Below are 26,674 nucleotides of genomic sequence, written 5' to 3'. Positions count from 1 at the left end.
CGAACCTCGTACCTTCGTTGTCCCGTTTCGCTTCCTGTAAAACCCTGTTGCCCCTAAGTACCCTTGGCTCGTATCCCCAAAGAAACCGTTGACCAGATCATTCACCACGCCGATATTGTGGAGGTGGTGGGTGACTTCGTGACCCTGAAGCGCAAGGGTCAGAATATGTGGGCCTGCTGCCCGTTTCACCACGAAAAGTCGCCAAGCTTTTCGGTGGCGCCGGCCAAGGGGCTCTATAAGTGCTTCGGCTGCGGCAAGGCCGGCGGGGTGGTACAGTTTATCATGGATATCGAGGGCACCAGCTACGTGGAGGCCCTGAAGTACCTGGCCAAAAAGTACAGCATCGATATTCAGGAGGAGGAAAAAACGCCCGAGGAGCAGCTCGTCCAGAATGAGAAGGACTCGCAGTTTATCGTCTCCAACTGGGCCAAGGACCACTACCAGAAGCTGCTCCACGAAACGGAGGAAGGCGAGAGTATCGGGCTGAGCTACCTGATGCAGCGCGGCCTGAACCAGACCACCATCAAAACCTTCGAGCTGGGTTACTCGCTCGACCAGTGGGACGATCTGCTGAAATCGGCTCAGAAAGAAGGCTTCGAGGCGAAGTACCTGGAGAAAACCGGCCTGACCATTATCCGCGAGGATGAGCAGGGCAAAGACTCGGGTCGGCGCTACGACCGGTTCCGGGGCCGGGTCATGTTCCCGATTCACAACGTGTCGGGCCGCGTTATTGGCTTCGGGGCCCGCACGCTGAAAGCCAACGACAAGACGGCCAAGTACCTCAACTCGCCCGAGTCGGACATCTACCACAAGTCGGATGTGCTCTACGGGCTGTTTCAGGCGCGGCAGGCCATCCGGACCGAGGAAGTGTGCTACCTCGTGGAAGGCTACCTCGACGTGCTGAGCTTGCACCAGGGCGGCATCAAAAACGTGGTGGCCTCGTCGGGTACCTCGCTCACCGAAAGCCAGATTCGCCTTATCGGGCGCTATACCGACAACGTGACGGTGCTCTACGACGGCGACGCGGCCGGCATCCGGGCCTCGCTGCGCGGCATCGACATGCTGCTCGAAGGCGCCCTGAACGTGCGCGTGGTGCTCTTTCCCGACGGCGACGACCCGGACAGCTATATCCGCAAAGTCGGCGACCAGCGCTTCAAGGACTACCTCGAAAAGAACAGCCAGGACTTTATCACCTTCAAAACCCGCATCGTGTCGCAGGAAGCGGCCCACGACCCGGTGAAGAAGGCGGAAGCCATTCGGGAAGTGCTCCAAAGCATTGCCAAAGTGCCCGACCCGATCAAGCGGCAGGTGTTTTTGCAGCAAACCAGTACTACCTTCAGCATCGACGAGCAGGTGCTCATTACCGAGTACAACAAGCTCGTTAAGAAAGATTCGCAGCGCGCCGCCCCGGGCCAGCAGGGCAACAGCAGCGGCAGCGGCCAGAGTAGCGGTGGGAGCGGGGCCAGCAGCCGTCCGTATTCTGCCCCAACAACCAACCGCCAACCGCCAACAACCAGCCTCAGTCCCGAGGAAGAGGCCGAAATGGCCATGTACGGCGCCACGTCCGACGAGCTGGCCGCTGCCGGCGGCAGCGCGGCGGATACCGACGTGGAGCCCGTGCCCGACGTGCTGCAGGCCAGTGAGCGGGAAGTGGTACGCCTGCTGCTGCTCTATGCCGCCCAGCCCCTCACCGAGGAAATAGCCGTGGCCCAGTACATCCTAGGGCAGCTGGAGGAAACGCCCATCAAGACCCCGATTTACGCCGACCTGATGCACCTCTGCCGCCAGGAGCTGGAAGAAGGCCGCTGGCCCGAGGTACGCACCTTCATTCAGCACACCCGCAGTGATATTCGAATGATGGTCAGTGACCTGGCCACCGAAAAGTACGAGCTGAGCCCCAACTGGAGCACCCACCAGATCTACGTACCCCGCGAAATTGACCAGCTTCAGCAGGCTTGCGACAACGCCATTCTGCGCCTCAACAAGGTGAACGTGCAGAACGAGCTGTCCATTCGCCTCGAAGCCCTGCGCCATCCCATGGACGAGCTGGCCCTGATGGAAACGCTGCACACCATCAAGCTGCTCAAGAAGATGGACGACGAGTTGGGCAATATGCTCGGCACCGTCATCCCGCGCGGTGCCAATTGACATTGATCATTTATCAATTAACAGTCGTGATGTAATGGGCTGTTAGAAAATGTAGTATTGCCGGAATCTTATGATCGATAAATGAAATGTGGAAACGCGCTAACCTGAGCCGCTTTGTCCTGGCGTTGCTGCTGACCGTGGGCGGGTTTGCGACGGGTATCGTGGGCTTCATGACCATCGAGGGCTATGGCCTGCTCGATGCGCTCTACATGACCATGATTACCATTTCCACGGTTGGTTTCGGGGAACTGCACCCGCTGTCGACGGCGGGGCGACTGTTCGTATCGGTCTACATTTTCTTCAACCTGCTGGTCATTGCCTACCTCGTCTCGGTGCTGACTACCTATATCTTTGACGGCGAGCTGCGTACTATTTTCAAGATGTTCAAAACCGACCAGGAAATCCGCGGCTACCAGGACCACGTCATTGTGTGCGGCTTCGGGCGCAACGGCAGCAAGGCCTACCACGAGCTGCGCGCCAACGGGGCCACGGTGGTAGTAGTGGAACAAAGTCAGGAGCTGGTGCGCGACGCCTCCGAGCACGGCGAGGCCATTCCGGTGGTGCTCGGCGACGCCACCACCGACGAAACTCTGCTGGCCGCCGGTATCCGCCGGGCCCGGGCCCTGATTACGGCCCTGCCCAAGGATGCCGACAACGTATTCGTGGCCCTCACGGCCCGCGAATTGAACCCGAATCTGAAAATCATTGCCCGGGCCAGCCTCAAAACCAGTGAAAGCAAGCTGCTGCGCGCCGGGGCCGATTCGGTGGTGATGCCCGACGAAATCGGGGGCTCTCACATGGCCAATCTGGTGATGCGGCCCGAGGTAATCCGGTTTCTGGAGATGATGAACGGCCTGGGCCCCAATAAGCTGCGGCTGGAGGAGCTGAGCTACCGCGAAATCCGGCGCGAGTGGCAGGGCCTCAGCATTCGGGAGCTGGATATCCGCTCCCGCACCGGCGCCACCGTCATCGGCCTGAAGCAATATACCGGCGAGTTTCTGGTGAGCCCCAGCGCCGACACCCGCCCCACCCACGGCGACGTGCTGCTGGTACTGGGCACCGAAGAGCAGATCAACGCGCTGGTTGACTTATTCCGGGTGTAGCGGGCCGTTTTTCCATCTGTTATCCTGAACATACCGCGCTTCAAGCGGTGTTGAAGGACTTTTCTCACCAGAGCGGCAGGTATCATTAAACGCATAAAGCTCTTTACTGCTGAAGTGGTAAAGGGCTTTGTCACATTGGTAAGAGCTTCGGTGGGGTAGGTAAGGAAAGTCTTTCGCTCCTCTTCACTGTACTCAGGATGACAGACGAAAAAAAGACAGCCTAATAAACCTCCCTGGCCCGCATACCCGCCATCCGGAGGCTTCTGTGTAGCTTTGCCGCCTGCTTCCCGTGCTTTCCCTACCGTTGCTTTCTTAGTGCATATCCTTCAAATCTGTCCGCGCGTGCCGTTTCCGCCCCACGATGGCGGGGCCATTGCCATGCACGACGTGGCGGCGGGCCTGGCCGCGCAGGGCCACCAGGTCACGGTGCTGGCCATCAACACGCCCAAGCACTTCCAGCCCGATACCGTGCTCAGCCACCTACCCGGCGTGCGCCTCGTCACGGTGTTCGTCGATACCAGCCTCTCGCCGGTGAAGGCCCTGAAAAACCTGCTGACAGGCACCGTACCGTATAATGTAGAGCGGTTTATCAGCCCGGCGGTGGAAGCGCGGCTGGTAGAGCTGCTGCGGGCCGAAACCTTCGACGTGGTGCAGGTGGAAGGCACCTTCGTGGCCTGGTATCTGGATGTAATCAAGCGCGAAGCGCCGCGGCTGCCGGTGGTGTTGCGGGCCCACAACGTGGAGTATACCATTTGGCAGATGCTGGCCGCCCGCGAAACCAACCCGCTCAAGCGCCTGTATCTGCGCCATCTGGCCAAGGGCCTGCAAAAATTTGAGGAGCAGTACCTGAGCCGCTTCGACGCCGTGGCCGCCATTACCGAGCCCGACCAGCGCCGCCTGCGGGCCCTGGGCTGCCCCGAGCCGGTAGTATTCGTGCCCGCCGGCGTCGATTTGACCCGCTTCCAGGTGAACCCCGCCATCCGGCCCAAACCCCGGACGCTGTTTATGATTGGCTCGCTCGACTGGCTGCCCAATCTGGAAGGGCTCGACTGGTTTCTGACCCACGTGTGGCCCCACGCCCACGAGCAACTGCCGGAGCTGGAGCTGCACATTGCCGGCAAAAACACGCCCGCCCGCCTGCAGAGCCTGGCCCGCAAAAACGTCATCGTGCACGGCTTTGTGGAGTCGGCGGCCGAGTTTATGCAGCAGTATGATCTGATGATTGTGCCCTTGCTGTCGGGCGGGGGGATGCGCATCAAAATCATTGAGGGCATGGCCCTGGGCAAGTGCATTATCAGCACCGGGCTGGGCTCGGAGGGTATTTTCGTGCGCAACGGCTTCGATATCGTGCTCTGCGACGAGCCCACCGAGTGGCTGGAGCGCCTGCGCCGCTACTACCACGGCGAGCTGGACGAAACGGCCATCGGGCAGGAAGCGGCCCGCACCATTGCCCGCCTCTACGACAACCGCCGGGTGGTCGAGGGCTTCCTCGATTTGTACAGCATTGCCCGCAGCCGCGCCCAAAGCGCGTAAGTTTGCCCTCCTTATGAAGCTGCTCGTTCTGCTGTCCCGGTTTCCCTACCCGCTCGATAAGGGCGACAAGCTGCGCGCTTTTCACCAGCTGCGCTACCTGGCCCGCTACCACGAAATCTGCCTGCTGGCCCTCACCGACGAGCCCGTAGCCGACGACGCCTACGCTGCCGTGCGCCCCCTGTGCCGGGGTGGGCTGCACGTGCACGAGTTGCGCAAGCCCGGTATTGTGGCCAACATGGCCCGGGGGCTGGCCCGGGGCTGGCCGTTTCAGGTAGGATACTTCTACGATGCCGCCGCCCAGCGCCGCCTCGATGCGCTGCTGCGCGAGTTCCGGCCCGAGCACGTGTATTGCCAGCTCATCCGGATGGCCGAGTATTTGCGGCCCCACGCCGGAAAGTACCCGATGACGCTGGACTACATGGACGTGTTTTCGGCCGGCATGGCCCGGCGCGCCCGGCAGGCCCCGGCCTGGCAGCGGCCCGTTATCAGCCTCGAAGCCCGCCGCCTGCTGGCCTACGAAGCCGCTGCCTTTGGCTGGTTTCAGCACCACACCATCATTTCTGACCAGGACCGCCAGCTCATCGACCACCCCGAGCGGCACCGGATTCACGTGGTGCTCAACGGCATCGACACCGACTTTTTCCAGCCCGCCGACGCTCAGCCCAAGGAATACGACCTGGTGTTCTGCGGCAACATGAGCTACCATCCCAACGTGGACGCGGCCGAGTTTCTGGCTACCGAAATTCTGCCCCTGGTGCAGCAAACGCACCCGCGGGCCCGCCTGCTCATTGCCGGTACCACGCCGGCCGCCCGGGTCTTGGCCCTGGCCTCGCCCAGCGTCGTTATCAGCGGCTGGCTGCCCGATATCCGGACGGCCTACGCCTCGGCGCGGGTGTTTGTGGCCCCCATGCGGGTGGGCACGGGCCTGCAAAACAAGCTGCTCGAAGCCATGGCCATGCGCCTGCCCTGCGTAACTACCCCACTGGCCAACAACGCCCTGCGCGGCACGCCCGGCCAGGATCTGCTGGTGGGGGAGTCGGCTCAGGAGCTGGCCGCGCACATCACCCGGCTGCTCGCCGAAACCGAGCCGACGGCCGCCCTGGCGGCCCGGGGCCTCACCTTTGTGCGCCAGCACTACAACTGGGCCGCCGCCACCGGCCGGTTGGAAGCGCTGTTTGAAGGGGAAGCAGGTTGACGTTGTTTTACTCTGTTATCGTTGTTCTATTTGTCATCCTTGATCTGATGTCCGCAGAGCGAAGGACCTTCCTCACCTGAGTGACAAGCGTCATTAAATGTACAAAAGCCCTTTACTGCGCCGGTGGCAAAGGGCTTTGGCACGTTGGTATAAGCTGTACTGGGGTAGGAGAGGAAGGTCCTTCGCAAAGGCTCAGGATGACAGACGTGGGAGTAGCATTGCCCGCCAGATACTTCACCTTCGCCGCTGCAGAACCGTCGTTTTCTGCGTCAACAACAGCCCCGATTTGCCCCATTCCCGCCCTTCGGCCAAAAAGCCCGTCGAAGCCTCGTAACTTCGCCCCGCCGTCGGTGGTTATGCTGCCGGGTACTTTACTCTCCCTGCCCCACACTTCCCCATGCTTGACTCAATTGAAGACGCCATTGCCGATATCCGCGCCGGCAAAGTGGTAATTGTAGTGGACGACGAGGACCGCGAAAACGAAGGCGACTTTATCTGCGCCGCCCGTTGCGCCACGCCCGAGGTCATCAACTTTATGGCCACCCACGGCCGCGGCCTGGTGTGTGCGCCCCTCATCGAGCAGCGCTGCGACGAGCTGGGCCTGGAGCTGATGGTGGGCCGCAACACGGCCCTGCACGCCACGCCCTTCACCGTGAGCATCGATTTGCTCAAGAACGGCGTGACGACCGGCATTTCGGCTTCCGACCGCTCGAAGACCATTCTGGCCCTCATCGACCCCGACACCAAGCCCGAAGAGCTGGGCAAGCCCGGCCATATCTTCCCGCTCAAAGCCCGCAAGGAAGGCGTGCTGCGCCGCGCCGGCCACACCGAGGCCGCCATTGACCTCGCGCGCCTCGCCGGCTTCGAACCGGCCGGGGTGCTGGTCGAGATTCTGAAGGAAGACGGCGAAATGGCCCGCCTGCCCGACCTGGAGCTGGTAGCCAAGCGCTGGGACCTGAAGCTGATTTCGGTGCAGGACCTCATCAAGTACCGCCTCCAGAAGGAAAGTCTCATTACCCGCGAAATTGCGGTGCAGCTGCCCACTGAGCACGGCGACTTTGAGCTGGTGGCCTTCACTCAGCGCTCTACCAATGCCCAGCACCTGGCCCTGGTGAAAGGCGACATCAGCGGCGACGAGCCCGTGCTGGTGCGCGTGCACAGCTCCTGCGTTACGGGCGACATCTTCGGCTCCTGCCGTTGCGACTGTGGCCCGCAATTGCACAAGGCCATGGAGCAGATTGAGAAGGAAGGCCGCGGTGTGATTGTGTACATGAACCAGGAAGGCCGGGGCATCGGGCTGCTCAACAAGCTGCGCGCCTACAAGCTCCAGGAGCAGGGCCGCGACACGGTAGAAGCCAACATCGAGCTGGGCTTCGGCATGGATGAGCGCGACTACGGCGTGGGCGCCCAGATCCTGCGCGAGCTGGGCATTAGCAAGATGCGCCTGCTCACCAACAACCCCCGCAAGCGCACCGGCCTGGTGGGCTACGGCCTCGAAATAGTAGACTCGGTGCCGATTGAAATCGAAGCCAATACCCACAACGCCCGCTACCTGGCCACCAAGCGCGATAAGCTGGGCCACACCATCCTGACCAAAGACCGCACCCCCCACGCCGACCCCGACGCGGCCGTGTCGGTAGGGTAGCAGCGCGCAGGAGAATATTTTCACCCACTGTAGCCAGAGGAAAAGAGCCCCTATTCATTAGTGAGCGGGGGCTTTTTTTTGCGCAAGAAGTTGGTTTGCTGCCCTCTGCTGGTCAGAATGCAGAAAGGCAAATCGAAGCAATAATCTATGGATCGTTGTTTTTAAACTGTAGATATAGTGTTCCTCGTGCGGAACGTTATTTTACATATTTTGAAATACTGTTCCAGTTTTAGCACCACTTTATGCTTTTCCGTCCCACCCGCTCGGCCTCGCTAGTAGCTGAGGTTCGTAAGTTTTTTGGGCTGCAGCAGCAGCTGGCCGACTATATCGGGGTGAGTCGGGAGCTGCTGGCCCGGCAGGCCGATGCCGCCGACGAACTCGACGCGTTGCAGTCGGCCCAGCGGCACCTGCTGCGGGTGCGGGCCGAGGCCCTCGAAGCCGCGCTGGCCGCGTTGCTGCCGCCAGTGGTGAAATGAGGCCCCGGCGTTACGACCTTGTCCTTACCCCAATCTTCCGAAAAGCCACGAGTTCAGGAAACTCATCACCAATCTGAGTTTCCTGAACTTTGAAAAGTGAACCAGTTTCTTGAACTCAATCTGGGCCGCAGGACCACTTTGCCATGCCAGTAGACGTGCATAGTCAGTAGTTCAGGGAAAGGAGGGTTCTAAGAGAACAGTGGTGTGTACAGTGTGAAGCGGCGCTGGTGCAAAAAGTAAGGGCCACGCCATGGGTGAAGGAGAACTGCCGCAACTGTACCCCGTCGGCTCCAAAGAGGCGCAGCACAGTGTGGGAGCCTTGGTGCTCGACCAAAACAGAGGACGAGAACAGCACGCGAATTTCTTCTTAGAAGCCACCGGGATTATCGCGAATCCAGTCGTAGGACCACTCCGGCAGTTCCGCGCTGCGGTCCAGGTAAAAACTTGTCCCTGCCGTGGCTACCTCAAACCACGCCGCAAGTTTTGTGGGCTGGGGATTGGTCAAAACAAAGCGTTGATAAAACGGCGTGCTGACTTCCTGATCCAAGGTAAACACCTGTTCATCGGCCAAACCGTGCGGATCCAGCGTGCGCAAGGCAGCATCTATTAGGCTCAGGGTATGCGCGACAGGTAGTTCAAGAGTCATCTAGTAAAGCGGCAAGATAAGAAGTCACTCTTCGCTCAATGAAACGGTCCGCAAAGTGAAGCGAGCCATTTCCTTCTAGAAAGTTGTATAACCCAAAGGGGTTGCTATTATCAAATGGATGCATCGGCGCGCAATCACCTGCCCGTACACCGATCTTGAGTCCGCCAGGACGACATCCTCCTGTGCCAGGGTGCGGGGTTGGCCGGCTGGAGCCCACAGCGTGGGGCTAACGATTATTCGCTTTTTGCCTATGAACCAGCTAAATACCCGCCTGAATCCAGCCCTGCGCTAGGGGTTCACCCTGCTACTTCCCCCTCAAGGGTAAAAAAAAACTGGGTTTTCCTAAGGATTCAGCGCTTTCCCCGACTAATCGGGAAATACCGACCATCTTGAAAGAGCAGTTCCTTCTCCTCCTTGAAAACCATCCGGGCCTGATCCAAAAGGTCTGCAATATGTATTGCAACTCCACGCAGGACCGGGAAGACCTTTTCCAGGACATCGTGCTGCAGCTCTGGCGCTCTTACCCCGCTTTCCGGGGAGGTGCCAAGGTCACCACCTGGATGTACCGGGTCGCCCTCAACACCGCCATCACCCGGCTGCGGAAGGAGACCAAGGCCGAGCAGTTCGCCGAACTGGGCCCCGAGGCGTTTCAGGTGCCGGCCGTGGAGGGGGGCTGCGGCGAGGAAATGGCGGCCATGTACCGGGCGATCCAGCGGCTCTCGCAGGTAGACCAGGCCCTGACCCTGCTCTACCTGGAGGACTGCAGCTACCGGGAAATGGCCGAGGTGCTGGGCATCTCGGAGGCGAACGTGGGGTTCAAACTCAACCGGATCAAGGCCCAACTACGGACACTCATCAGCATCGCATAACATGGAACTGGACGAATTCAAAAAAAGCTGGGGCGCCGCCCGCCGGGAAGGGCGCGAACAGGGAGCGCGCACCCGGGAGGCAGTGGATCAGATCATCGCGCGCAACGCCAGTTCCCTGGGGGAGTTGCGGGAGAAAAGCGCCTTCTGGAACCGGTTCGGCGGGTGGAACGCCGCCCTGCTGGTGCTGCTGACGGTGGGGTACTTGGCGTGGCAATGCCACCAGAGCCTGGGGGGCGCGCTGGCCGGCAAGCTTCTGCTGGCCGCCGTCCTGGTGGGGTTCGCCCTGTTTTCCCGGTGGACCTACCGCCGACAGGAGGAGCTCTTCTCGGAGCACCCCGACGCCAGCTCACGGGAAGCACTCGGCCGGATCCTGGCGGCGTTTAACCACTATTACCGGTTCACCAACGCCATCTTTTTAGTGGTTTCCCCAGTGGCCTTCTACGCGGTGTTCGAGATCCACGGCTATGGGCTCTCGCTGGCAACCACCAGCCTGGCTTCCGCCGCCCTGACCGGTTTCTCTTTTTTGCTGCGGTACTGGTACTACCGGGCTGTTTTTTTCCGGCGGATAAAGGCCATGGAAGCCAATCTGCGCGAACTGGAAGATCCCCCCGGCTTCTCATCCACCCTGGGCAATGGCGGTTGACGCATCGCCTGTTTACCGGCAGCGTCCCGAATGAGCGCAACCGGTAAACCGACCCGCCATCCACCGGCCCAGGTAGCCCCCTTGTCAACTCCCGCATTACGAATGACCACTTTTTAACCCCTTACCCGCTTACCATGAAACAGCTCCTATTCACCCTTGCCTTAGCCGTTAGCTGCCTGGCCGCCCAGGCCCAGAACTTTGAGGGCAAAATCGTTTACCACAACACTTACCAGAGCAAAATCCCAGGACTCGCTGACGGGCAGCTCACCACTCTGATGGGCGAGGTGCAGAACTGGTACATTAAAGAAGGCGATTACTTGTCAGAGGTCAATGGGACGCAGATGGTCTGGCAATTATACCGTAACAGCGAAAACAAGCTGTACAGCAAGGTCGCCGGTTCAGTCCGGCTGCTCTGGAACGACGGCGCCATGAACCCCGACAGCGTGCTGAGTACGACGCTTCGCAAGGGCGCCATTGAGGTCCTGGGGTACCAATGCGACGAGTTGACCCTGGTGTGCCGAAGCGGGGTACAGAAATACTATTTCAGCCCGCGGTTGCCGGTGCAGCAGGGCCTGTTCAAAGCGCACCGTTACGGTAACTGGTACGCCTACCTCTCAAAAGCTGGTGCGGTCCCCCTGAAGATGGTGATCGAGACCCCTCAGTTTAGCATGGAGAGCGTGGCGACTGGGGTGCACCCTATGAAGCTCAGCAGCACGCGCTTCGCGCTGCCCGCGGATGCGCAAACCATGAAGAACCCTTACTGAGACCAACGCCGGCCGGGCCGCCTCCACGAGTGCAGGACTTGCTGGGGAGGGAGTAGAGGGTTGAGCCGCAGAACGCGTGTTATAGTTCAGCGAGAGGGGCATTCTGGTAAAACCAGCTATTGGTAACGCCGCTGATGCTGTTGGTAGAGTGCCACGGCGGTATCGGTGGGCAAAGTGGGTAGCAGGGCCTGGAAGCGTGTAGGGTGCAGAACACGCAGTGCGAGCAGGGCACGTAGGCGCAGGTCCGGTTCCTGGACGCTGTCCTGCGCCAAGTCCAGTAGAACCGGGAATGCGGACTGCGCTCCTGAGAAGCCGAGTGCAAAGACCAGCTTATCACGGCTGTGCCAGGGTTCGGCCGGGTCCTGCACGTCCCGGAGTGCCCAAGGCAAGAGCGTGGGCGAGTTGAGCACCGGCTGAGCAACCTTTTCCCCATACTGGTATTTCCAGATGGTGTAATACTCTTCTGCCAAGTACCAGAGGAGTCCTCGCTCGACGAGCCAGCATCCACCGGCATACCCAGCCAGCACCAGCACCAGTGTAGCTACTCGGTGCCGGGTGGAGCGCCCGTGCACCCTAAAGGCGACGGCACGGCCCACAAAGAGCAAGAGTCCGATGCCGAACCCAAACCAGAGCAGGTGGGCATTGCGCACCGTGTGCAGGGACGGGGTAATCAATCGCAGTAGGTCCGGACGATTACCCACGTATCCGTCGGGATCATAGGTAAGCCAGGTCGACACGACCAGCACGATCATCCATGCCAGCAAGCCACTGTACGCCCGTAACAGGGAACGGAAAGACCACGTCATGGCCAAAGGTAGTCCGCTTGCCGTGACCCGCCAAAGCAATGCACCCTAGTTCAGCCAAAGGGTGGTTTTCATTAAAGGATCGGTCCATGCCGCTTACGTGCTATGCCTTCCGTTTTTGAGAGGTTACCAACAACAATAAGAAAAGCGTTTCAGCTTATGGCTGGAACGCTTTTAAAACTTGTGTAAGGGGACAAGCCACTATGGTTCGGGCGGCTCGGGGTGGCGCTAGGCAGCTACCGGCGCGGCCTGGCCCCGCCCGGTGCGGCCCAGATGGGTGTCGTGGAAGCTGGTGGGGTATTTCAGGCCGTAGCCCAGCAGCCGGTCGAAGGCAATGTGGAACAGCAGCACGGTGCCGGCCAGCAGCAGCAGGGGCTGGGCCAGCCACCACCCGGCCACGCCCAGGGTCAGCGCTAGGGCTTTGTGGTGGGCCACATTGTAGCAGAAAGCGCCCACCCGTGGCCCGGCCAGGTAGCCCAGCATGCTCAGATCGGGCACCAGGAAGAGGGCGGGCAGCATCCACCAAGCGTAGGGCAGGCGGCTGAATACTAGGGTAGCCAGTAGCAATTCGGCCAGGACTTCGGATTTGAGCAGGTTTTTCATGACGGCAAGGCGTTGAGGTGAGTAAGTATTGAACACCTCAAAGGTCGGGCCCCCGGCCCCCGCCCAACGATAACAAAAGCTAAGAAATGCGCCTACCCGCCCCGGTTCACCCGGGCCCGGATGCGGCTCAGGGACACGGCCGTGATGCCGAGGTAATTGGCCACCAAGTGCTGGGGCACCCGCTCCAGAATCTTGGTTTTGCCGCTGGCCAGCAACGCCCGGTACCGCTCCTCGGGTGAAAGCAGCAGCTGTTCCACCAGGCGGGCATCGGTGCCCAGTAGGTGGTACTCGGCCAGGAGGCGGCCAAACCGCTCGTAGGCCGGCACCTCGTCGTAGAGGCGACGCAGCACGGCGTAGTCGAACACGACCAGCTTGGTGTCGGTGAGGGCCTGGATGCTGAGCTGGCTGGGCTGGCCGGTGAGGCAGCCGGGGTAGTCGGCCAGTAGGTGGTTTTCGAAGAAGAAATAGGTGGTGCGCTCCTCGCCGTCGGGGCGGGGGTAGTAGAGGCGGCAGGCCCCGCGCAGCAGCAGCGCCACCTCGGGGCGGTAATGGCCGGCCTGCACGAAATGCGCGCCCCGGGGCAGGTACACGGGGCGCAAAGCAGCGGCCAGCGGGGCCCACTCGGCCTCGGTGAGCGTGGGCACGAAGCGGAGCAAATAGGCGCGCAGGGGATGCATGGCAGGCAGGAAAAGAGGTGATGGGCAAAGAAAGCAATTCCGGAGCGCGCGGTGAATTTCGGAACGAGGTTTCGGGTTGGTGACTGGAGGAGGCAAACCGCGCCGGCACGGTAAAAACCGGGTCAGCACCGTTGCTTCCGCTCTTTTTTCGGCTATCTTTCTCCCATCATGACAACGCTCCGCTTCCTCTTTCTCTTCCTGCTCACGGGGCTGCTAGCTGCCCCGGCCCAGGCGCAGCGCACCTACTACGTGCAGGAATTTGCGGGCAGCACCGTGCTGCTCACCAACGGCGACACACTGCAGGGCCCTCTGACCCTGCATGGCGGCGAAGACGTAATCCGCATCACCATGCCCGACAACACGGTGAGTACGCTCTCGGCCGTGGCCATCGAGAGCTTTGCCGTGAAAGGCGAAAAGCAGCAGCGCCGCAATGTAGATGGCTACGACTTCTTCGACACCCGCCGGGGCTACTATTACGGCAATCCGGTAATCAATCCGGGCATGATATCTCCCACCTCCCGACGGGCGCGGGTAAGTGCCGACCTGGTGCGCGTGTATCGTACCTACCGCTGGAACCACGACAACGACTACAGCGACTTCAAGTCGCCGGGCTTTTTCGAGCAGCTCAGCAATGGCCCCTACATGCTGCTGCGCCGCGAAGTACAGGTCGAAAAGCGGGCCTATAGCCCCGGCCCATACGGCTACGGCGGCGCCCCGGGCTACAATGCCACCTATATCGACATCGACGACAAATATTACCTGGCTACTCCCACCGGCAACGTGCGGCCCCTACGCAGCGTGAAGAAGGATTTGCTGGCCATCTTCAAACCCCAGGCCAAGCAGATTGAGAAATACGCCAAGGACAACAACCTGAGCTTCACTCAGGGACGCGACCTGGCCTTCATCGTGAACTACGCTAACTCGCTGCAGCCGGCGGAAGGGAAGTAGTTTTTAGTTGTTCGTTATTAGTTGTCAGTTGTTAGTACTGTCATCCTTGATCTGGCGGACGCTTGCGAAGGACCTTGCTCCCCTGAGTGATAAACGTCATTAAATGTAAAAAGCCCTTTACTGCCGCAGCGGTAAAGGGCTTTTCACTTAAGGAAGCTCGGCACATTTCAGAGGACGGATTGCTTCGTCGTACCTCCTCGCAATGACAGTTGAAACAACATTAGACAGACACAAACGCGTCTACAAGTCCCGGTTGCGGAGCACTAGGTAGCTCAGGGCCCAGAACAGGGCAATGTAAACCAGGGCCAGGGGTGCAGCCTCGGTGGGGAGCAGGGCGCTGGAAGGCCCCGTTACAGTGTTCAGCAGCTCCTGGCCGGGCGTGGGCGTGAGGCTGTCGAAGATCTTGACGGGGAAATACCGGTCGATGTCGTCGGGGGTGGTCAGGCGCAGCAGGGGCTCCAGAATCCAGGCGTAGAGCAGGAAGGCCAGAAAGGCTAGGCCGCTTTTGCGCAGCAGAAAGCCCACCAGTGCCGCCACGGCGAGGTAGCCCAGGGCCTGCACGCCGTAGAGCAGCACGGCGCCTACGGTTTCGGCGGCCCGGCCCACGGTGTCGGGCGAGCGGGTGAACCCGAAAAACAGCCCCACGCCCAGCACGGCCAGCACCCCATACAGCGCCAGCAGCCCCGACACGGCCAGCTTGCCCTGCACCAGCCCCGCCACCGAGCGGCCATCAATGACCTGCTGGCGGAAGGTGCGAAACTGGAACTCGTCGGTGATGAGAATAATGAGCAGAATTCCCAGCAGCAGGTTGAAGTAGCTGGCCACGTAGGCCAGCCGGCTCCACAGCGCCGGAAAGGCGTAGAGCGTGTCGCCAAACTGCTGCCCGTTCACCGTTACGCTGCCGCCCACTGCCACGAAGCCCGCCAGCAGTAGCACGTAGAGCAGCAGAATAACCCACACTGTGCGGTAGGGCAGGATTTTACGAAGTTCAGCGCGCAGCATGGGCAAGGGGAAAGGGTGACGTTGTGAAGGGAAGTGTTGTGAATAAGTGCCCGGTGAGACAGGGTAGGCTGCGGGTTCTGCTCGCGCAAACTGCGCCAGCAGAACTCCCAGCTTCATTTACTTGGTCAGCTCCAGAAACTGGGCTTCGAGGCTGCGCTGGCGCATTTCGAGGCCGGCCAGCACGACGCCGCTGGCGAAGAGGGCGCGGTTCAGCTCGGCCGGGGTGTGGCCCGGGGCCAGTACGGCGCTGTGGCCACCGCCGGTTTCAGGGCGCACCTCCGTTACCCAGGGTAGCTGGCCGAGGGCGTGGAGCAGCGTGGCCGGGGCAATATCGGCATCGAGGCGCAGCAGCACCCGGTCGGTGGCAGCCAGGATGCTGCTGACCGGGCCGGCAGCGCGCAGTTCCCCGCGCTGCAGCACGGCCACGTGGGTGCACACTTTCTCAATCTCATCGAGCAGGTGGCTGGCAATGATGATGGTTTTGCCCTGGGCCGCGAGGCGCTGAATCAGCTCCCGTACTTCGGCAATGCCCTGGGGGTCGAGGCCATTGGTGGGCTCGTCGAGCACCAGCACGTCGGGGGAGCCGAGCAGGGTGGAGGCCAGGGCCAGGCGCTGCTTCATGCCCAGCGAAAAGCCCCGGAAGGCATCGTGCTGGCGGGCGGTCAGGCCGGCCAGGTCCAGGGCGGCGTCCACGGTAGCGGGGGCGGCCCGCTTCACGTCGGCGGCCAGCAGCAGATTCTGGCGGGCCGAGAGGTAGGGGAAGAAGTTGGGCGTTTCGAGCAAAGCTCCCACCCGCCGCTTGCTCTGGCTGGAAATGGGCTGCCCAAACCAGCGCACCTCGCCGCCATCAGCCCGCAGTACGCCCAGGGCCAAACCCAGCGTGGTGGTTTTGCCGCTGCCATTGGGACCCAGCAACCCATACACGCTGCCGGCCTCCACCTGCAGGCTGAGGCCGCGCAAGGCCGTGGTGCCGCCGTAGCGCTTGGAAAGATTATCGAGCTGGAGAATGGACATTCTTCTAGTTGTTAGTTGTTGGTTGTCAGTTGTTAGTTCGTGCTGATGCCAGTTTCCAACAACTGGCCACCAACAACTAACAACTATTCCGTAGGCAACGCGCCGCCCTGCCAGCGCACCACGGGGTAGCGCAGGTGCGACTTCTCGTAGTTCGGCGACTGGCGGTACATGAAATCGAGCTGGGCGGCTCCGCTGGTGGCAAAGGCCGGGTTGGCGGCCCGCAGCTTATCCACGCGCTGCTTCAGGGCCGGGTCGCGCTTGAGCAGCTCGGCGGCCACGTCCTCGAATACGTAGTCGGAGAAATACTCTTTCTGCTGCAGAATCCCGTCGAAAAAGCCCCAGGCGAAAAACGAGTCGGTGGCCTGGGGCTCCAGGGTTTCGACGAGGTAGCGGGCGGCGGGCTGGTCGAGGTAGGCCACGTAGTCGCCTTTGCGAAAAGTCAATGGCTGCTGCTCGGTGCGCAGCTCCACCTTGTTGTGCAGGTAGTGGCCTTCGTAGGGGCGCGGGCCGGTTTTGTAGTCGGCAATGTAATAGACGCCCGTGGTCAGAGTAGTATCACGGGTGAGGCGGCGCAGCTCCACGTCGCTCAGGCGCAGGCGCTCTACCACCTCGCCCCAGGCCTGGGGAATGATATAGGCTACGGGCCGCGTCACGCTCACGGTGGGCCGGAAGGTGTTGTAGTAGTTGAGCTGGCGGGTGTAGGGCGCTTTTCGGTCGTACCACAGGCGGGGCTGCCCGCTTACTTCGCTCGGCTTGGTTTTGCCCTCGTAGCCCCGGAACATAACCTTTTCGGCCACGGTGGTATCGAGGGCCCAGGCCAGCGGGAAATGGGTCTGGGTGGTGAGCTGCCGGTCGGCTTCGGCGCGGGCCTGGGCCAGGGCCGGGGCATCCTGGTGTACGGCCCGGATGAGCAGGTCCAGGAAATCGTACTGAGCCCGCACGCGGGGTGTGTAAGCCTTCAGCATGTGGGTTTCGGTCACGAAGCCGATAGTGTTGAAGAGCGTAGTGTAGCCGGTGGAGTAGCGCGGCGTTTCCAGGAAGCCCACTAAGCCGCGCGCGTCGGGCGTGCGGCCTTCAAAGTCCACGTAGGGCGTCATCGGCGACTTGCGCTTGTCCATGCCGCCGTACAGGGCCGGCAGCAGGCGGCTGGTCAGGTACTGGCCCAGCACGGGGTGCAGCTTGTCTTTCTGGGTAGCAATGAGCGTCATCGTGTACTGGTAGTCGGCCCCGTCGGAGGTGTGGGTGTCCACGTACACGTCGGGCTGCCAGCGCCGAAACAGCTGGGCGAAGGAGCGGGCATTGCGCGAGTCCTGCTTGATATAGTCGCGGTTCAAATCCAGGTTGCGGGCGTTGCCCCGGAAGCCGTAGCTCTCGGGGCCGTTCTGGTTGGCGCGGGTGGTGGAGTTGCGGTTCAGGGCGCCGTCCACGTTATAAATCGGGATAATAACCAGCGTAACGTCGGCCAGCTGCCGGCGCAGCTCCTTTTTCTGCACGTAGTCGCGGGCCAGCATCATGGCCGCGTCGATGCCCTCGGGCTCACCGGGGTGAATACCGTTCTGGATAAAGACCACCCGCCGGTTTTTGCGCCGCACCGATACGGGGTCAGCATCCCCGTCGAGCGACACCACTACTTCGTGCAGCGGCAGGCCGATATCGGTGGTACCGGCTTCGCGCAGGGTTATTTCGGGGTAAGCCGCGTCGAGGCGCTGGTAGTAGGCAATGCACTCGGCGTGGGTGGTGGTGGTATTGCCGTTGCCTTTTTCAAAGGGCGTGCGCCAGTCGGCCGCCGGGGGCGCAGCGGGGGCAGAAACGGCAAGGAGGATGGAAAGCAGGAAGGCGAGCATACGGGCGAATGTAGCAAAGAGCCGCGAAGCTAGTGCTAAACTGCCGGTTGGGCGGCTTTGCCTGGCGTTGAGGCAGCGTGAGCTACCCCATTTGCTCTACTGCTAATACAGCCGGCGGCGGGCCGGGAACAGAGCCTGGTCGAGGCTGTACTTGCCGGGGCCGGCAAAGAGGAGTCCCAAAAAGAGAAACGCCGACTCCAGCGCGTGCGAGTAGGCGTTGAAACCCTCGCCGCTGAGGGCGTGCATGAGTGTGGCCATAATCATGGTGCCCAGCAAAAAGAAGCACGCAACCCGGAAAAACAGCCCCAGGGCCAGCAATTGGCCCCCCACGGCCTCGGCCAGGGCCGCCACCAAGCCCCAGGCGGCCGGGGTAAAGTCGAGACCCACCAGTTTCATCACGCTTCCAACCTGAGTCCACATTGCGGGCCCGCCCATGAGCTTGGGGTAGCCATGAATTGTGAACATGACCCCAATCCCCACGCGGAGCAGTAAAAGGCCCAAATCGTGGTAACGGTAGCGGTTTTCAAACAAGACCATAGATCAGGCGAGGATAGTCCGGGACGTTTTGTGGGGGAAGAAACGATAATATAGCAGTGCTACCATCGTTGCCAAAGTACAAGAATTATGACGGAATCCCATAATGACACAGCTGAGCTACCGCACCCGTACCCCAATGATGCGGGTAGCGGGCGGAATAGCCGAGGTGCTCATGTCCGTGCCGTGGTCGGCCGGCAACGACTTTTCGTCCAGAATCCAGCCGATGCGCATCTGGCCCGATATGGCCACGAAGTCGTCTTCGTCCTGGCGCACCCGGGTGAGGCCGTACACCTGCCGGGCCGCCCCGAACGGCGAGCCAACGCCAATGCCCTCGGCCGTGCGGTACTGCGGGTCGTAGACGCGGATGCGGCGCAGCGTGTATACCGAGTCGGGGCCGCTGATAAACTCCAGAATGGTTTCCGGGGCCTTGGGCTGCTGGGCATCGCGCAGGCGGTAGGCCGGGTACGTGGCTCCTTTATATTGGTAGGAAGTTTTGGTGAGCTGGGCGGCGGGCACCACGGCCAGCAATTCGCGCTCCTTCATATTGAGGCGCAGCCGGCCTACCTGGCTGGGGCTGATGAGGTGGAGCGAGTCGGGGAGGCGGGCGGCCGAGGAGCTGAGCGCGGCGGCATCGGTAGCGCCTTCGGCGCCGGCAAACGGCGTTTCGGTGCCGCCGGATGCGGCCGGGGTGCGGCCGGTGGGCGAGTCGCAGGCGCTGAGGGCGGCCAGCAGCAGGGCGGCGGAAAGCAGGGTGTTCTTGGTCATGGTTGGCAGCAAATACGAGGGCACGCGACGTTGCGTTGGTGTTGGGCGGCTTTATCTGGGAGTAACCACCCAACCGGCCGCCTTGTGTACCTTTGTCCGCATATTCTGCCACTAAACCAAGCCGCCCGTGCCAGCTAAAGCCCGCAAACCGCTGATTCTTATTTCCAACGACGACGGCATTACGGCCCCCGGCATTGCCATGCTCGTGCGCGTGATGCGGCGCATCGGTGAAGTGGTGGTGGTAGCGCCCAACTCGCCGCAGTCGGGCATGGGCCACGCCATTACCATCGGCAGCTCCCTACGCCTCGACCCGAGCACCATCTTCGAGGGCATTGAGGCCTACGAGTGCAGCGGCACCCCGGCCGACTGCGTGAAGCTGGCCAAGCACATGGTGCTCAAGGACCGCAACCCCGATCTAGTGGTATCGGGCATCAACCACGGCTCCAACTCCTCGGTGAACGTGCTGTACTCGGGCACGATGTCGGCGGCCATTGAAGCGGCCATTGAAGGGCTGCCCGCCATCGGCTTTTCGCTGTGCGACTACGGTCACCAGGCCGATTTCTCGCACGTGGAAGAGTGGGTGGAGCATATCACGCGGCAGGCGCTGGCCAACGGTATTCCGGTGGGCACGGCCCTGAACGTGAATTTTCCCAAAAAGCAGGAGCAGCCCATTGCCGGCGCTAAGCTCTGCCGCCAGGCCCGGGCTAAGTGGGCCGAGGAGTTCGACGTGCGCCTCGACCCCCACAAGCGCCCGTACTACTGGCTGATTGGCAACTTCGTGAACGAAGACCGTGGCGAGGATACCGACGAGTACGCCCTGGCCCACAACTACATTTCCATCGTGCCCTGCCAGTTCGACCTGACGGCCCTCTACGGCATTACCCAGATGAACGAGCAGTGGCAGCTGGCCCTCAACGGCGAGCAGCCTGAGGCCAAGGCCGCCGCAAAAAAGGCCACGTCGCCCCAACCCGCCAAGCCGGCCAAAGCCGCGCCGGCGGCGAAGAAAGCCGCGAAGAAGTAAGCAGAATCAACCGAAGCCCGAGCCCCGAAACAGCCTTTCGGGGCTCGGGCTTTTTCAGTGTGGGTCTGCTCAACGCCAGCCGTTAATGTTGTACCAAAACAGGCTGTACCAATTTTCTTTTGGTACAGCCTGTTTTGGTACAAGCAGTTAGAAGTGATGCCGGCTTGCTTGCCCGAAGCAGCCTGACGGGGCTAACCGCGTTTGTGTTTTATCTTCCCCGCCTCATTCACTTTGCAATTCTCTCCGATGCTGCTCAAATTCCGCCTTTTCGCAGCGGCGCTTTTGGCCCTGGGCCTGAGCCAGCCCGCTGCCGCGCAAGTGTACACCGCCACCGATCCGCTGGCACACACGTTTTCCATCGTGGCCCGCGACCTGGCCACCGGCGACATGGCCGTAGCCGTGCAAAGCCACTGGTTTTCGGTGGGCACGGCCGTGAGCTGGGGCGAGGCCGGCGTGGGCGTGGTGGCCACGCAGTCGTTCGTCAATAAATCGTTTGGCACCCGGGGGCTGGCGTTGCTGAAAAGCGGCAAAACGGCCCAGCAGGCCCTCAACGAGCTGTTGGCTACCGACGAAGGCCGCGACGTGCGCCAGGTGGCCATCGTGGATGCCCGGGGCAACGTGGCCACGCACACCGGCAAAAAGTGCGTGGACATGGCCGGGCACCAGCAGGGCAAGCAGTTTTCGGTGCAGGCCAACATGATGCTCACCGACAAGGTGTGGCCGGCCATGGCCCGCGCCTACGAGCAAAACGCCAAGCTGCCCTTTGCCGAGCGGGTCCTCTCGGCGCTGGAAGCGGCCCAGGCCGCCGGCGGCGACATTCGGGGCAAGCAGTCGGTGGCCTTGCTGGTGGTGCGCGGCCAGGCCACGGCCGCGCCCTGGGACGACCGGCTCATCGACCTGCGGGTGGAGGATAACGCTGCGCCCCTGCCCGAGCTGGCCCGCCTGCTGCGCCTCACCCGCGCCTACGACCATATGAATGCCGGCGACCTGGCCGTGGGAAAGAACGACATGCCCAAGGCCATTGAGGAGTATCAGGCGGCCGAGAAGATGTTTCCGCAAAACCTGGAAATGCAGTACTGGCACGCCATTACGCTGGCCAACAAGCAGCAGCTGCCCGCGGCACTGGCCCTGCTGAAGCCCATCTTCCGCCAGGACTCCAACTGGCGCACCCTCACCGAGCGGCTACCCAAAGTAGGGCTGCTGACCGTGACGCCCGCTGAGCTGCAACAGATTCTGAGTTTGAAATAACCCGCCCTTGCCCATGAAATTTCCTGCCTCGTTGGCCGCTTCGCGGTTTTTTGCTTTCACCACCCTGGTCCTGGTACTGCTGCTGGGCGTGCTGAGCTGCGCCACTTCCCGGCCTACTGCCGCGGCCGTTACTACCGTTTACATCGTGCGCCATGCCGAAAAGGAAACCACGCCCGGCCTGGCCGACCCGCCCCTGACGCCGGCCGGGGAGCAGCGCGCCGTAGCCCTGCGCGAAAAGCTGGGCCAGGAGCTCATTGTGGCCATCTTCACCACCAATACCAGCCGCACCCGCGCCACGGTAGCTCCGCTGGCCACGGCCCTCAAGCTCACGCCGCAGGTATACGATGCCCGGCAGCAAAGCGCGCTGGCTGAGCGCATCAAGGCCGAATACGCGGGCAAAAAGGTGCTGGTCGTGGGTCATTCCAACACCATCCTGGAAGCCGCCGAAGCCCTGGGCGCTGCCCGGCCCGTGCCCACTATCGGCGACGATGAGTTCAGCTACCTGCTGGAAGTGCAGCTGCCCGCCACGGGCGCGGCCACGGCCACGAGCCGGCAGTACGGCGCGGCTTCTGGTCAGCAGCCGGCCGCTAAATGAGCCGATTCCGTTGGGCGCTGCTAGGCGGCTTGTTGGGCAGCTGCTCTTTGGCCCGGGCCCAGACTGCCGCTGCTCCGGTTGATACTACTGGCGCAGCCCCGCAAGGCCCGGCCCTAACAGCCGCGCCCGACACCGCTGCTACTGTTGTTGCTGCTCCTCTGGTGCCCCTCGGCCGGGTATACCACGTGCAATATCCCGGGCCGCAGCGGCTGCGGGGCACTATCGGCGAGCAGGCCATTACGATGGAGCTGGATTCGGTGGCGGGGCGCTACCGGGGCAGCTACTACTTTCACCGGCGCGGCCGGTGGCTGGAGGCGCGGCTGGCCTCGGCCACTCAGCAACTGCCCCGGCGGGATACGGTAGCGGGGGAGGAAGCCGGCTGGTTTCGGCTGCTCACCCAGACGGCTACTCAGCGCAAGGGCACCTGGCAAAGCTCCGAAGGGCAGGTGTTTCCGGTGGTGCTGCGCGAAACCTACGCCGGAGCGGCCCGCTACGAGCAGCCGCTCTGGGAGCTGCGGCGCTACCACTTTCGCCCCGACAGTAGCCAAACGAGTCATTCAGCGCTGGATTCAGCCTTTTTTCACCAGCTTTATATTCAGGTGTCATTGCCGCAGAGCCCAGCGGCCGAGCAGCGCCTGCGCCGGGCCCTGGCCGCGCCGGCTGCCCCGGCATCCATGCCCGCCTACCTCGATACGCTGCTGCGCCGCAAGCAGCAACAGGCCGCCGGCTACCAGTTCTACGGCACCAGCGACGTTACTTACAATGGCAACTACCTGTTGTCGGTGCTGCGGGTGACGAGCCAGCTGGAAGGTCCCGCGTATCAGCCCCACGAGTGGTACGACGGTGCGGTGTATGATTTGCGCACCGGCCGCCGGCTGCAACTGGCCGAGCTGCTGGTGCCAAACTACCAAAAACGGCTGCTGACGCTGTTTCGCCAGGAGTTACGGCGAGTATTGACCGACCAGCCCGCTTACGGCCCCATTGGTGGCCCAAGCCCGGCGCTGCCCGTCGGGGGCTTCGTGCTGACGCCGGCGGGGCTGGTGTTCACCTACGACGACCGAGATGATGTCCGCCTGAGCCAGCCGGGTCCGTACCACGCCGACCGGAACCTGGAAATCGAGCTTCCATACGCCGATCTGCTACCACTAATCCGGACTAGCGGGCCGCTGGCGCCGGTACTGCGGGAGCGGGGGCTGCGGCCAAAAAAGTAGCGGCCGGCAAGCAGCCCACCCGCGTTTCCTGTTACCTTAGCCCGTCGCCAGGGGCGTAATTACGCCGTCCGGGCCTTGTTCCAACGTTTTTCTTACGCTGAATACTGTTTCCTATGCGCTCATTTCTCCACCGTGGCTTGCTGCTGGCCGGCCTTGGTCTCGGCACACTCACCGCTCAGGCTCAAACCGTTAATAAGGCCGACTCGCTGAACCTGCGCAAAATCTACGATGAAGCCCTATTGCGCGGGCAGAGCTACGAAAACCTGCGCCAGCTTACCGGTACCATCGGGGCCCGGCTCAGTGGCTCGCCCCAAGCTGAGCAGGCCGTGCAGTGGAGCAAAACCACGATGGAAAAGCTGGGCCTCGACCGGGTGTATCTGCAGGAAGTGATGGTGCCGCACTGGGTGCGCGGGGCCAAGGAAAAGGCCGAAATCAGGGGCGACAAGGGCAAAGGCGTCGAAATGAACGTGTGCGCCCTGGGAGGCTCGGTGGGTACCAATGGCAAGCTGAAAGCCCAGGTGGTGGAGGTGAAAAGCTGGGCCGAGCTGGCCGCCCTGCCCGATGACAAGGTGAAAGGCAAGTTCATCTTCTTCAACCGCCCCATGAACCCGACCTACATCGAAACCGGCCACGCCTACGGCGAAGCCGGCGACCAGCGCCGCAACGGGGCCATCGAAGCCGCCAAGCGCGGGGCCGTGGGGGCCCTGGTGCGCAGCCTCACGCTGGCCCACGACGAGTTTCCGCACACCGGCACCATGCGCTACGACGAGAAGGTGAGCAAGATTCCGGCCGCCGCCCTGAGCACCAACGGCGCCGACCGTCTCAGCCAGTTGCTCAAAGCCGACCCCGGGCTGAACTTCGAGCTGGAAATGGCCTGCCAGACCCTGCCCGAAGTGAAAAGCTACAACGTGATAGGCGAAATCAAGGGCAGCAAATACCCCGATGAAATCATCGTGGTGGGCGGCCACCTCGACTCCTGGGACCTGGGCCAGGGTGCCCACGACGACGGCACGGGTTGCGTGCAGAGCATAGAGGCGCTGCGCCTGCTGAAAGCCACCGGCCTCAAGCCCGAGCGCACCGTGCGGGCCGTGATGTTTATGAACGAGGAAAACGGGGTGCGCGGCGGTACCAAATATGCCGAGCTGGCCAAAACCGGGGGCGAAAAGCACCTGGCCGCCATGGAATCGGATGGGGGCGGGTTCACGCCGCGCGGCTTCAACATTGAGGCCCCGGCCGCTACCGTCAAAAAGGTGCAGCAGTGGCAGCCGCTGTTCCGGCCCTACGGCAGCTCCGAGTTCCTGGCCGGCCACTCCGGCACCGATATCGAGCCGCTGAAAGACCAGGCCAAAGCCCTCTTCGGCTACGACTGCGACTCGCAGCGCTACTTCGACATTCACCATACCGCCGCCGATACCTTCGACAAAGTAAACCGCCGCGAGCTGGAGCTGGGCGGCGCCAGTATGGCCAGCCTCATCTACTTGCTGAGCAAATACGGACTGTAGGTTAATGTGCGAATGTGGGGAATGTGCTGATGTGCTAATCCAAAAGGAAGTGTCATTGCGAGCAGTGCGAAGCAATCCATCCTCTGCGCAGCACGTAATAACCTTTACCCAGAAAGCCCTTTATTCTCGCCGGAGTAAAGGGCTTTTCACATTAGGAGGCCCAGCACATTTCACAGGACGGATTGCTTCACAAGCTCGCAATGACCCGGCTGGGGCATCAGCACATTACCCACATTCCACCACATCAGCACATTAACCAGATGTTTCTCGTCGCCATACTACCACCCGAGCCGGTTTTTTCCGAGGTCTGGGCTCTGAAGCAGGAAGTACATCAGCTTACGGGTAGCCGCAACGCGGTGCGGCTGCCGCCGCACATTACCCTGATTCCGCCCCTGCGCCAGCCCAACGCCTTTGAAGCCGAGCTGCGGGCTTCCCTGGCCGATTTTGCCGCTACCCAACGCTCTTTCACCATTGGTCTGCGGGACTTTAAATGGTTCGACAACCGGACGTTGTTCGTGCACGTGGCCCAGCCCGAAGCCGTGCAGGCTTTCCACGCGGCCCTCACGGCGTGGTGTGCCGCGCACCTGCCGCAAATTCCGCGCGAAACCCGGCCCTTCACGCCCCACATGACCCTGGCCACCCGCGACCTGCCCGCCAGCGCCGTACCCGGCTTAAAGGCTGACTTTGCCCGCCGCCACTACGAAGCCACCTTCGACGTGCAACGCCTCGTGCTGTTTCGCCACGACGGGCAGCAGTGGCAGCCGGTTCAGGAATTCTTGCTGACTGACAACATACAAAAAGCCGCTGCCTCGTGAGAAGCAGCGGCTTTTGTATAAACTGAAGTAGATGAAAAAAGCCCGTCATGCTGGGCGAAGCAAAGCGTAGTCGAAGCATTTCTACCGCAATGGTAAAATCATGTACTACTGCAGTAGGGATGCTTCAACAAGCGGACGCCAGATCAAGCCTGACGGCCTTTGTATCCTTTAATTGGCCTCCAGAATCCGGAACAGCTCATCGAGCTTGGGCGTCAGGATGATTTCGGTGCGACGGTTCAGGGCTTTTTCGGCCGGGGTGGTATTGGCCGCTACCGGCACGTACTGCGAGCGGCCGGAGGGCGTCACCTGGGCCGGGCTCAGCCCCGATTCGGTCAGAATCCGGGTGATTTCCGTGGCCCGCAGTACGCTCAGGTCCCAGTTGTCCTTCATGCCCAATGTACCTTTCGTGATGGGCACGTTGTCGGTATGGCCTTCCACCAGCACGTTCACATCCTGGTTGCCAGTGAGGGCCGTGGCCAGCTTTTTCAGGGCTTCCTGGCCCTTGGGGTCTACCTTAGTCGAGCCTGACTTAAACAAAAGCTGCTCGGACAACGACACGTAAACCTTGCCGTTTTTCACGTTCACGGTCAAATCGTTGGCATTGAAGCCCAGCAGCGCGTCGCCCACTTTCTGGCGCAGGGCCCTCACGGCCGCGTCTTTCTGGTCCAGGATGCGCTGCATTTCGGCAATGCGCTGCTCCTTGGAGCGCAGGTCGGCCGAAAGCTGAGAGTTGGCCTGCTGGGCGCCGCTGAGGTTGTCGTTGAGCTGATTTACCTGCTGGTTCTTATTGAGCAGGTTGGAGCGTAGCGCGTCTTCGCTGCGGGCTTTTTCCTGCTCCAGGGCAGTTTTCTGGGCCTGAAGCTGCTCGCGGGATTTGGTCAGCTCATCGTACTGGGTTTGCAGGGCGGTGTATTGCTTCTGCGAAACGCAGCCGGTGCCCAAGGCCAGTAGGCTGGCACTGAGGGCAAAGGCAAAGGTGGGGCGGAGGAAGTGGCGGTTCATAGGAAAGTGGAATGGTAAAAACATTCGCCCTTTCAAACGGGCTGGCAGCGCGGCAAGTTGTCGAG

The 26,674-nt window shown here is 61.7% G+C and carries 26 protein-coding genes; 16 read left to right on the top strand and 10 right to left on the bottom strand.

Annotation, left to right across the window (positions count from 1 at the left end):
- Nucleotides 1-63: 63 nt before the first annotated feature.
- The 6 genes from dnaG (at nt 64) to LGH74_RS19235 (ending at nt 8,100) form a co-directional block, all read left to right on the top strand.
- Nucleotides 64-2,148, top strand: coding sequence for a DNA primase (gene dnaG / locus LGH74_RS19260; protein ID WP_226178199.1), 2,085 nt, complete (start codon nt 64-66; stop codon nt 2,146-2,148).
- Nucleotides 2,149-2,234: 86 nt separating this feature from the next.
- Nucleotides 2,235-3,251, top strand: coding sequence for a potassium channel family protein (locus LGH74_RS19255; protein WP_226178197.1), 1,017 nt, complete (start codon nt 2,235-2,237; stop codon nt 3,249-3,251).
- A gap of 315 nt (nt 3,252-3,566) precedes the next feature.
- Nucleotides 3,567-4,784 (top strand): glycosyltransferase family 4 protein, encoded by a 1,218-nt coding sequence (locus LGH74_RS19250; RefSeq protein ID WP_226178188.1) that lies wholly within the window; start codon nt 3,567-3,569, stop codon nt 4,782-4,784.
- 13 nt (nt 4,785-4,797) lie between these two features.
- Nucleotides 4,798-5,979, top strand: coding sequence for a glycosyltransferase (locus tag LGH74_RS19245; protein WP_226178186.1), 1,182 nt, complete (start codon nt 4,798-4,800; stop codon nt 5,977-5,979).
- 397 nt (nt 5,980-6,376) lie between these two features.
- Entirely contained in the window at nt 6,377-7,624 is a 1,248-nt protein-coding gene (locus tag LGH74_RS19240) for a bifunctional 3,4-dihydroxy-2-butanone-4-phosphate synthase/GTP cyclohydrolase II (protein ID WP_226178178.1), read from the top strand.
- A gap of 242 nt (nt 7,625-7,866) precedes the next feature.
- Nucleotides 7,867-8,100: a hypothetical protein gene (locus LGH74_RS19235; protein ID WP_226178176.1), complete on the top strand. Its 234-nt coding sequence runs from the start codon at nt 7,867-7,869 to the stop codon at nt 8,098-8,100.
- Nucleotides 8,101-8,467: 367 nt separating this feature from the next.
- On the opposite strand, the gene LGH74_RS19230 is transcribed toward LGH74_RS19235, so the two are convergent.
- Nucleotides 8,468-8,746, bottom strand: coding sequence for a hypothetical protein (locus LGH74_RS19230; RefSeq protein WP_226178174.1), 279 nt, complete (start codon nt 8,744-8,746; stop codon nt 8,468-8,470).
- Nucleotides 8,747-9,135: 389 nt separating this feature from the next.
- Between LGH74_RS19230 and LGH74_RS19225 the strand changes: the two genes are divergently transcribed.
- The 3 genes from LGH74_RS19225 (at nt 9,136) to LGH74_RS19215 (ending at nt 11,022) form a co-directional block, all read left to right on the top strand.
- A complete protein-coding gene (locus LGH74_RS19225; protein WP_226178172.1) occupies nt 9,136-9,615 on the top strand; it encodes an RNA polymerase sigma factor in 480 nt (159 codons plus the stop codon).
- Nucleotide 9,616: 1 nt separating this feature from the next.
- Nucleotides 9,617-10,258: a hypothetical protein gene (locus LGH74_RS19220; protein ID WP_226178170.1), complete on the top strand. Its 642-nt coding sequence runs from the start codon at nt 9,617-9,619 to the stop codon at nt 10,256-10,258.
- Nucleotides 10,259-10,392: 134 nt separating this feature from the next.
- The gene (locus tag LGH74_RS19215; protein WP_226178168.1) at nt 10,393-11,022 is read left to right on the top strand and encodes a hypothetical protein; all 630 of its coding nucleotides are present in this window, start codon (nt 10,393-10,395) and stop codon (nt 11,020-11,022) included.
- Between the two features lie 116 nt (nt 11,023-11,138).
- On the opposite strand, the gene LGH74_RS19210 is transcribed toward LGH74_RS19215, so the two are convergent.
- From LGH74_RS19210 to LGH74_RS19200, 3 genes are all read right to left on the bottom strand, one after another.
- The gene (locus LGH74_RS19210) at nt 11,139-11,828 is read right to left on the bottom strand and encodes a hypothetical protein (RefSeq protein ID WP_226178166.1); all 690 of its coding nucleotides are present in this window, start codon (nt 11,826-11,828) and stop codon (nt 11,139-11,141) included.
- Between the two features lie 225 nt (nt 11,829-12,053).
- Nucleotides 12,054-12,428, bottom strand: coding sequence for a DUF4260 domain-containing protein (locus LGH74_RS19205; RefSeq protein ID WP_226178164.1), 375 nt, complete (start codon nt 12,426-12,428; stop codon nt 12,054-12,056).
- 92 nt (nt 12,429-12,520) lie between these two features.
- A complete protein-coding gene (locus LGH74_RS19200) occupies nt 12,521-13,105 on the bottom strand; it encodes a Crp/Fnr family transcriptional regulator (RefSeq protein ID WP_226178152.1) in 585 nt (194 codons plus the stop codon).
- A gap of 168 nt (nt 13,106-13,273) precedes the next feature.
- Between LGH74_RS19200 and LGH74_RS19195 the strand changes: the two genes are divergently transcribed.
- Nucleotides 13,274-14,053, top strand: coding sequence for a hypothetical protein (locus LGH74_RS19195; RefSeq protein WP_226178151.1), 780 nt, complete (start codon nt 13,274-13,276; stop codon nt 14,051-14,053).
- A 240-nt stretch (nt 14,054-14,293) separates the two neighbouring features.
- Here LGH74_RS19195 and LGH74_RS19190 read toward each other — a convergent pair whose 3' ends face one another.
- The 5 genes from LGH74_RS19190 to LGH74_RS19170 form a co-directional block, all read right to left on the bottom strand.
- Nucleotides 14,294-15,055 carry an ABC transporter permease gene (locus tag LGH74_RS19190; RefSeq protein WP_226178148.1) on the bottom strand — a complete coding sequence of 254 codons (762 nt, stop codon included), beginning with the start codon at nt 15,053-15,055 and terminating at the stop codon, nt 14,294-14,296.
- 117 nt (nt 15,056-15,172) lie between these two features.
- Entirely contained in the window at nt 15,173-16,069 is an 897-nt protein-coding gene (locus LGH74_RS19185; protein WP_226178146.1) for an ABC transporter ATP-binding protein, read from the bottom strand.
- An 83-nt stretch (nt 16,070-16,152) separates the two neighbouring features.
- Nucleotides 16,153-17,913, bottom strand: a complete 1,761-nt coding sequence (locus LGH74_RS19180) for a M14 family metallopeptidase (protein ID WP_226178137.1) — start codon at nt 17,911-17,913, stop codon at nt 16,153-16,155.
- Nucleotides 17,914-18,015: 102 nt separating this feature from the next.
- Nucleotides 18,016-18,450 (bottom strand): DoxX family protein, encoded by a 435-nt coding sequence (locus LGH74_RS19175; RefSeq protein WP_226178135.1) that lies wholly within the window; start codon nt 18,448-18,450, stop codon nt 18,016-18,018.
- Nucleotides 18,451-18,567: 117 nt separating this feature from the next.
- Nucleotides 18,568-19,215: a hypothetical protein gene (locus LGH74_RS19170; protein ID WP_226178133.1), complete on the bottom strand. Its 648-nt coding sequence runs from the start codon at nt 19,213-19,215 to the stop codon at nt 18,568-18,570.
- A 199-nt stretch (nt 19,216-19,414) separates the two neighbouring features.
- On the opposite strand from LGH74_RS19170, the gene surE reads away from it, so the two are divergent.
- The 6 genes from surE (at nt 19,415) to LGH74_RS19140 (ending at nt 25,607) form a co-directional block, all read left to right on the top strand.
- The gene (surE, locus tag LGH74_RS19165; protein ID WP_431357455.1) at nt 19,415-20,236 is read left to right on the top strand and encodes a 5'/3'-nucleotidase SurE; all 822 of its coding nucleotides are present in this window, start codon (nt 19,415-19,417) and stop codon (nt 20,234-20,236) included.
- Nucleotides 20,237-20,482: 246 nt separating this feature from the next.
- Entirely contained in the window at nt 20,483-21,484 is a 1,002-nt protein-coding gene (locus tag LGH74_RS19160; RefSeq protein WP_226178128.1) for a DUF1028 domain-containing protein, read from the top strand.
- A 13-nt stretch (nt 21,485-21,497) separates the two neighbouring features.
- Nucleotides 21,498-22,079 carry a histidine phosphatase family protein gene (locus LGH74_RS19155; protein ID WP_226178126.1) on the top strand — a complete coding sequence of 194 codons (582 nt, stop codon included), beginning with the start codon at nt 21,498-21,500 and terminating at the stop codon, nt 22,077-22,079.
- Entirely contained in the window at nt 22,076-23,290 is a 1,215-nt protein-coding gene (locus LGH74_RS19150; protein WP_226178124.1) for a hypothetical protein, read from the top strand. The genes LGH74_RS19155 and LGH74_RS19150 overlap by 4 nt, the downstream gene beginning before the upstream one ends.
- 113 nt (nt 23,291-23,403) lie before the next feature.
- Nucleotides 23,404-24,792, top strand: coding sequence for a M20/M25/M40 family metallo-hydrolase (locus tag LGH74_RS19145; RefSeq protein ID WP_226178122.1), 1,389 nt, complete (start codon nt 23,404-23,406; stop codon nt 24,790-24,792).
- 260 nt (nt 24,793-25,052) lie between these two features.
- A complete protein-coding gene (locus LGH74_RS19140; RefSeq protein WP_226178120.1) occupies nt 25,053-25,607 on the top strand; it encodes a 2'-5' RNA ligase family protein in 555 nt (184 codons plus the stop codon).
- Between the two features lie 168 nt (nt 25,608-25,775).
- On the opposite strand, the gene LGH74_RS19135 is transcribed toward LGH74_RS19140, so the two are convergent.
- The gene (locus LGH74_RS19135) at nt 25,776-26,609 is read right to left on the bottom strand and encodes an OmpA/MotB family protein (protein ID WP_226178118.1); all 834 of its coding nucleotides are present in this window, start codon (nt 26,607-26,609) and stop codon (nt 25,776-25,778) included.
- Nucleotides 26,610-26,674: the final 65 nt, after the last annotated feature.

The sequence above is a fragment of the Hymenobacter lucidus genome (assembly GCF_020447265.1).
In the GTDB taxonomy this organism is placed as follows: Bacteria; Bacteroidota; Bacteroidia; order Cytophagales; family Hymenobacteraceae; genus Hymenobacter; species Hymenobacter lucidus.
This window is presented reverse-complemented; position numbering and strand designations above follow the sequence as displayed.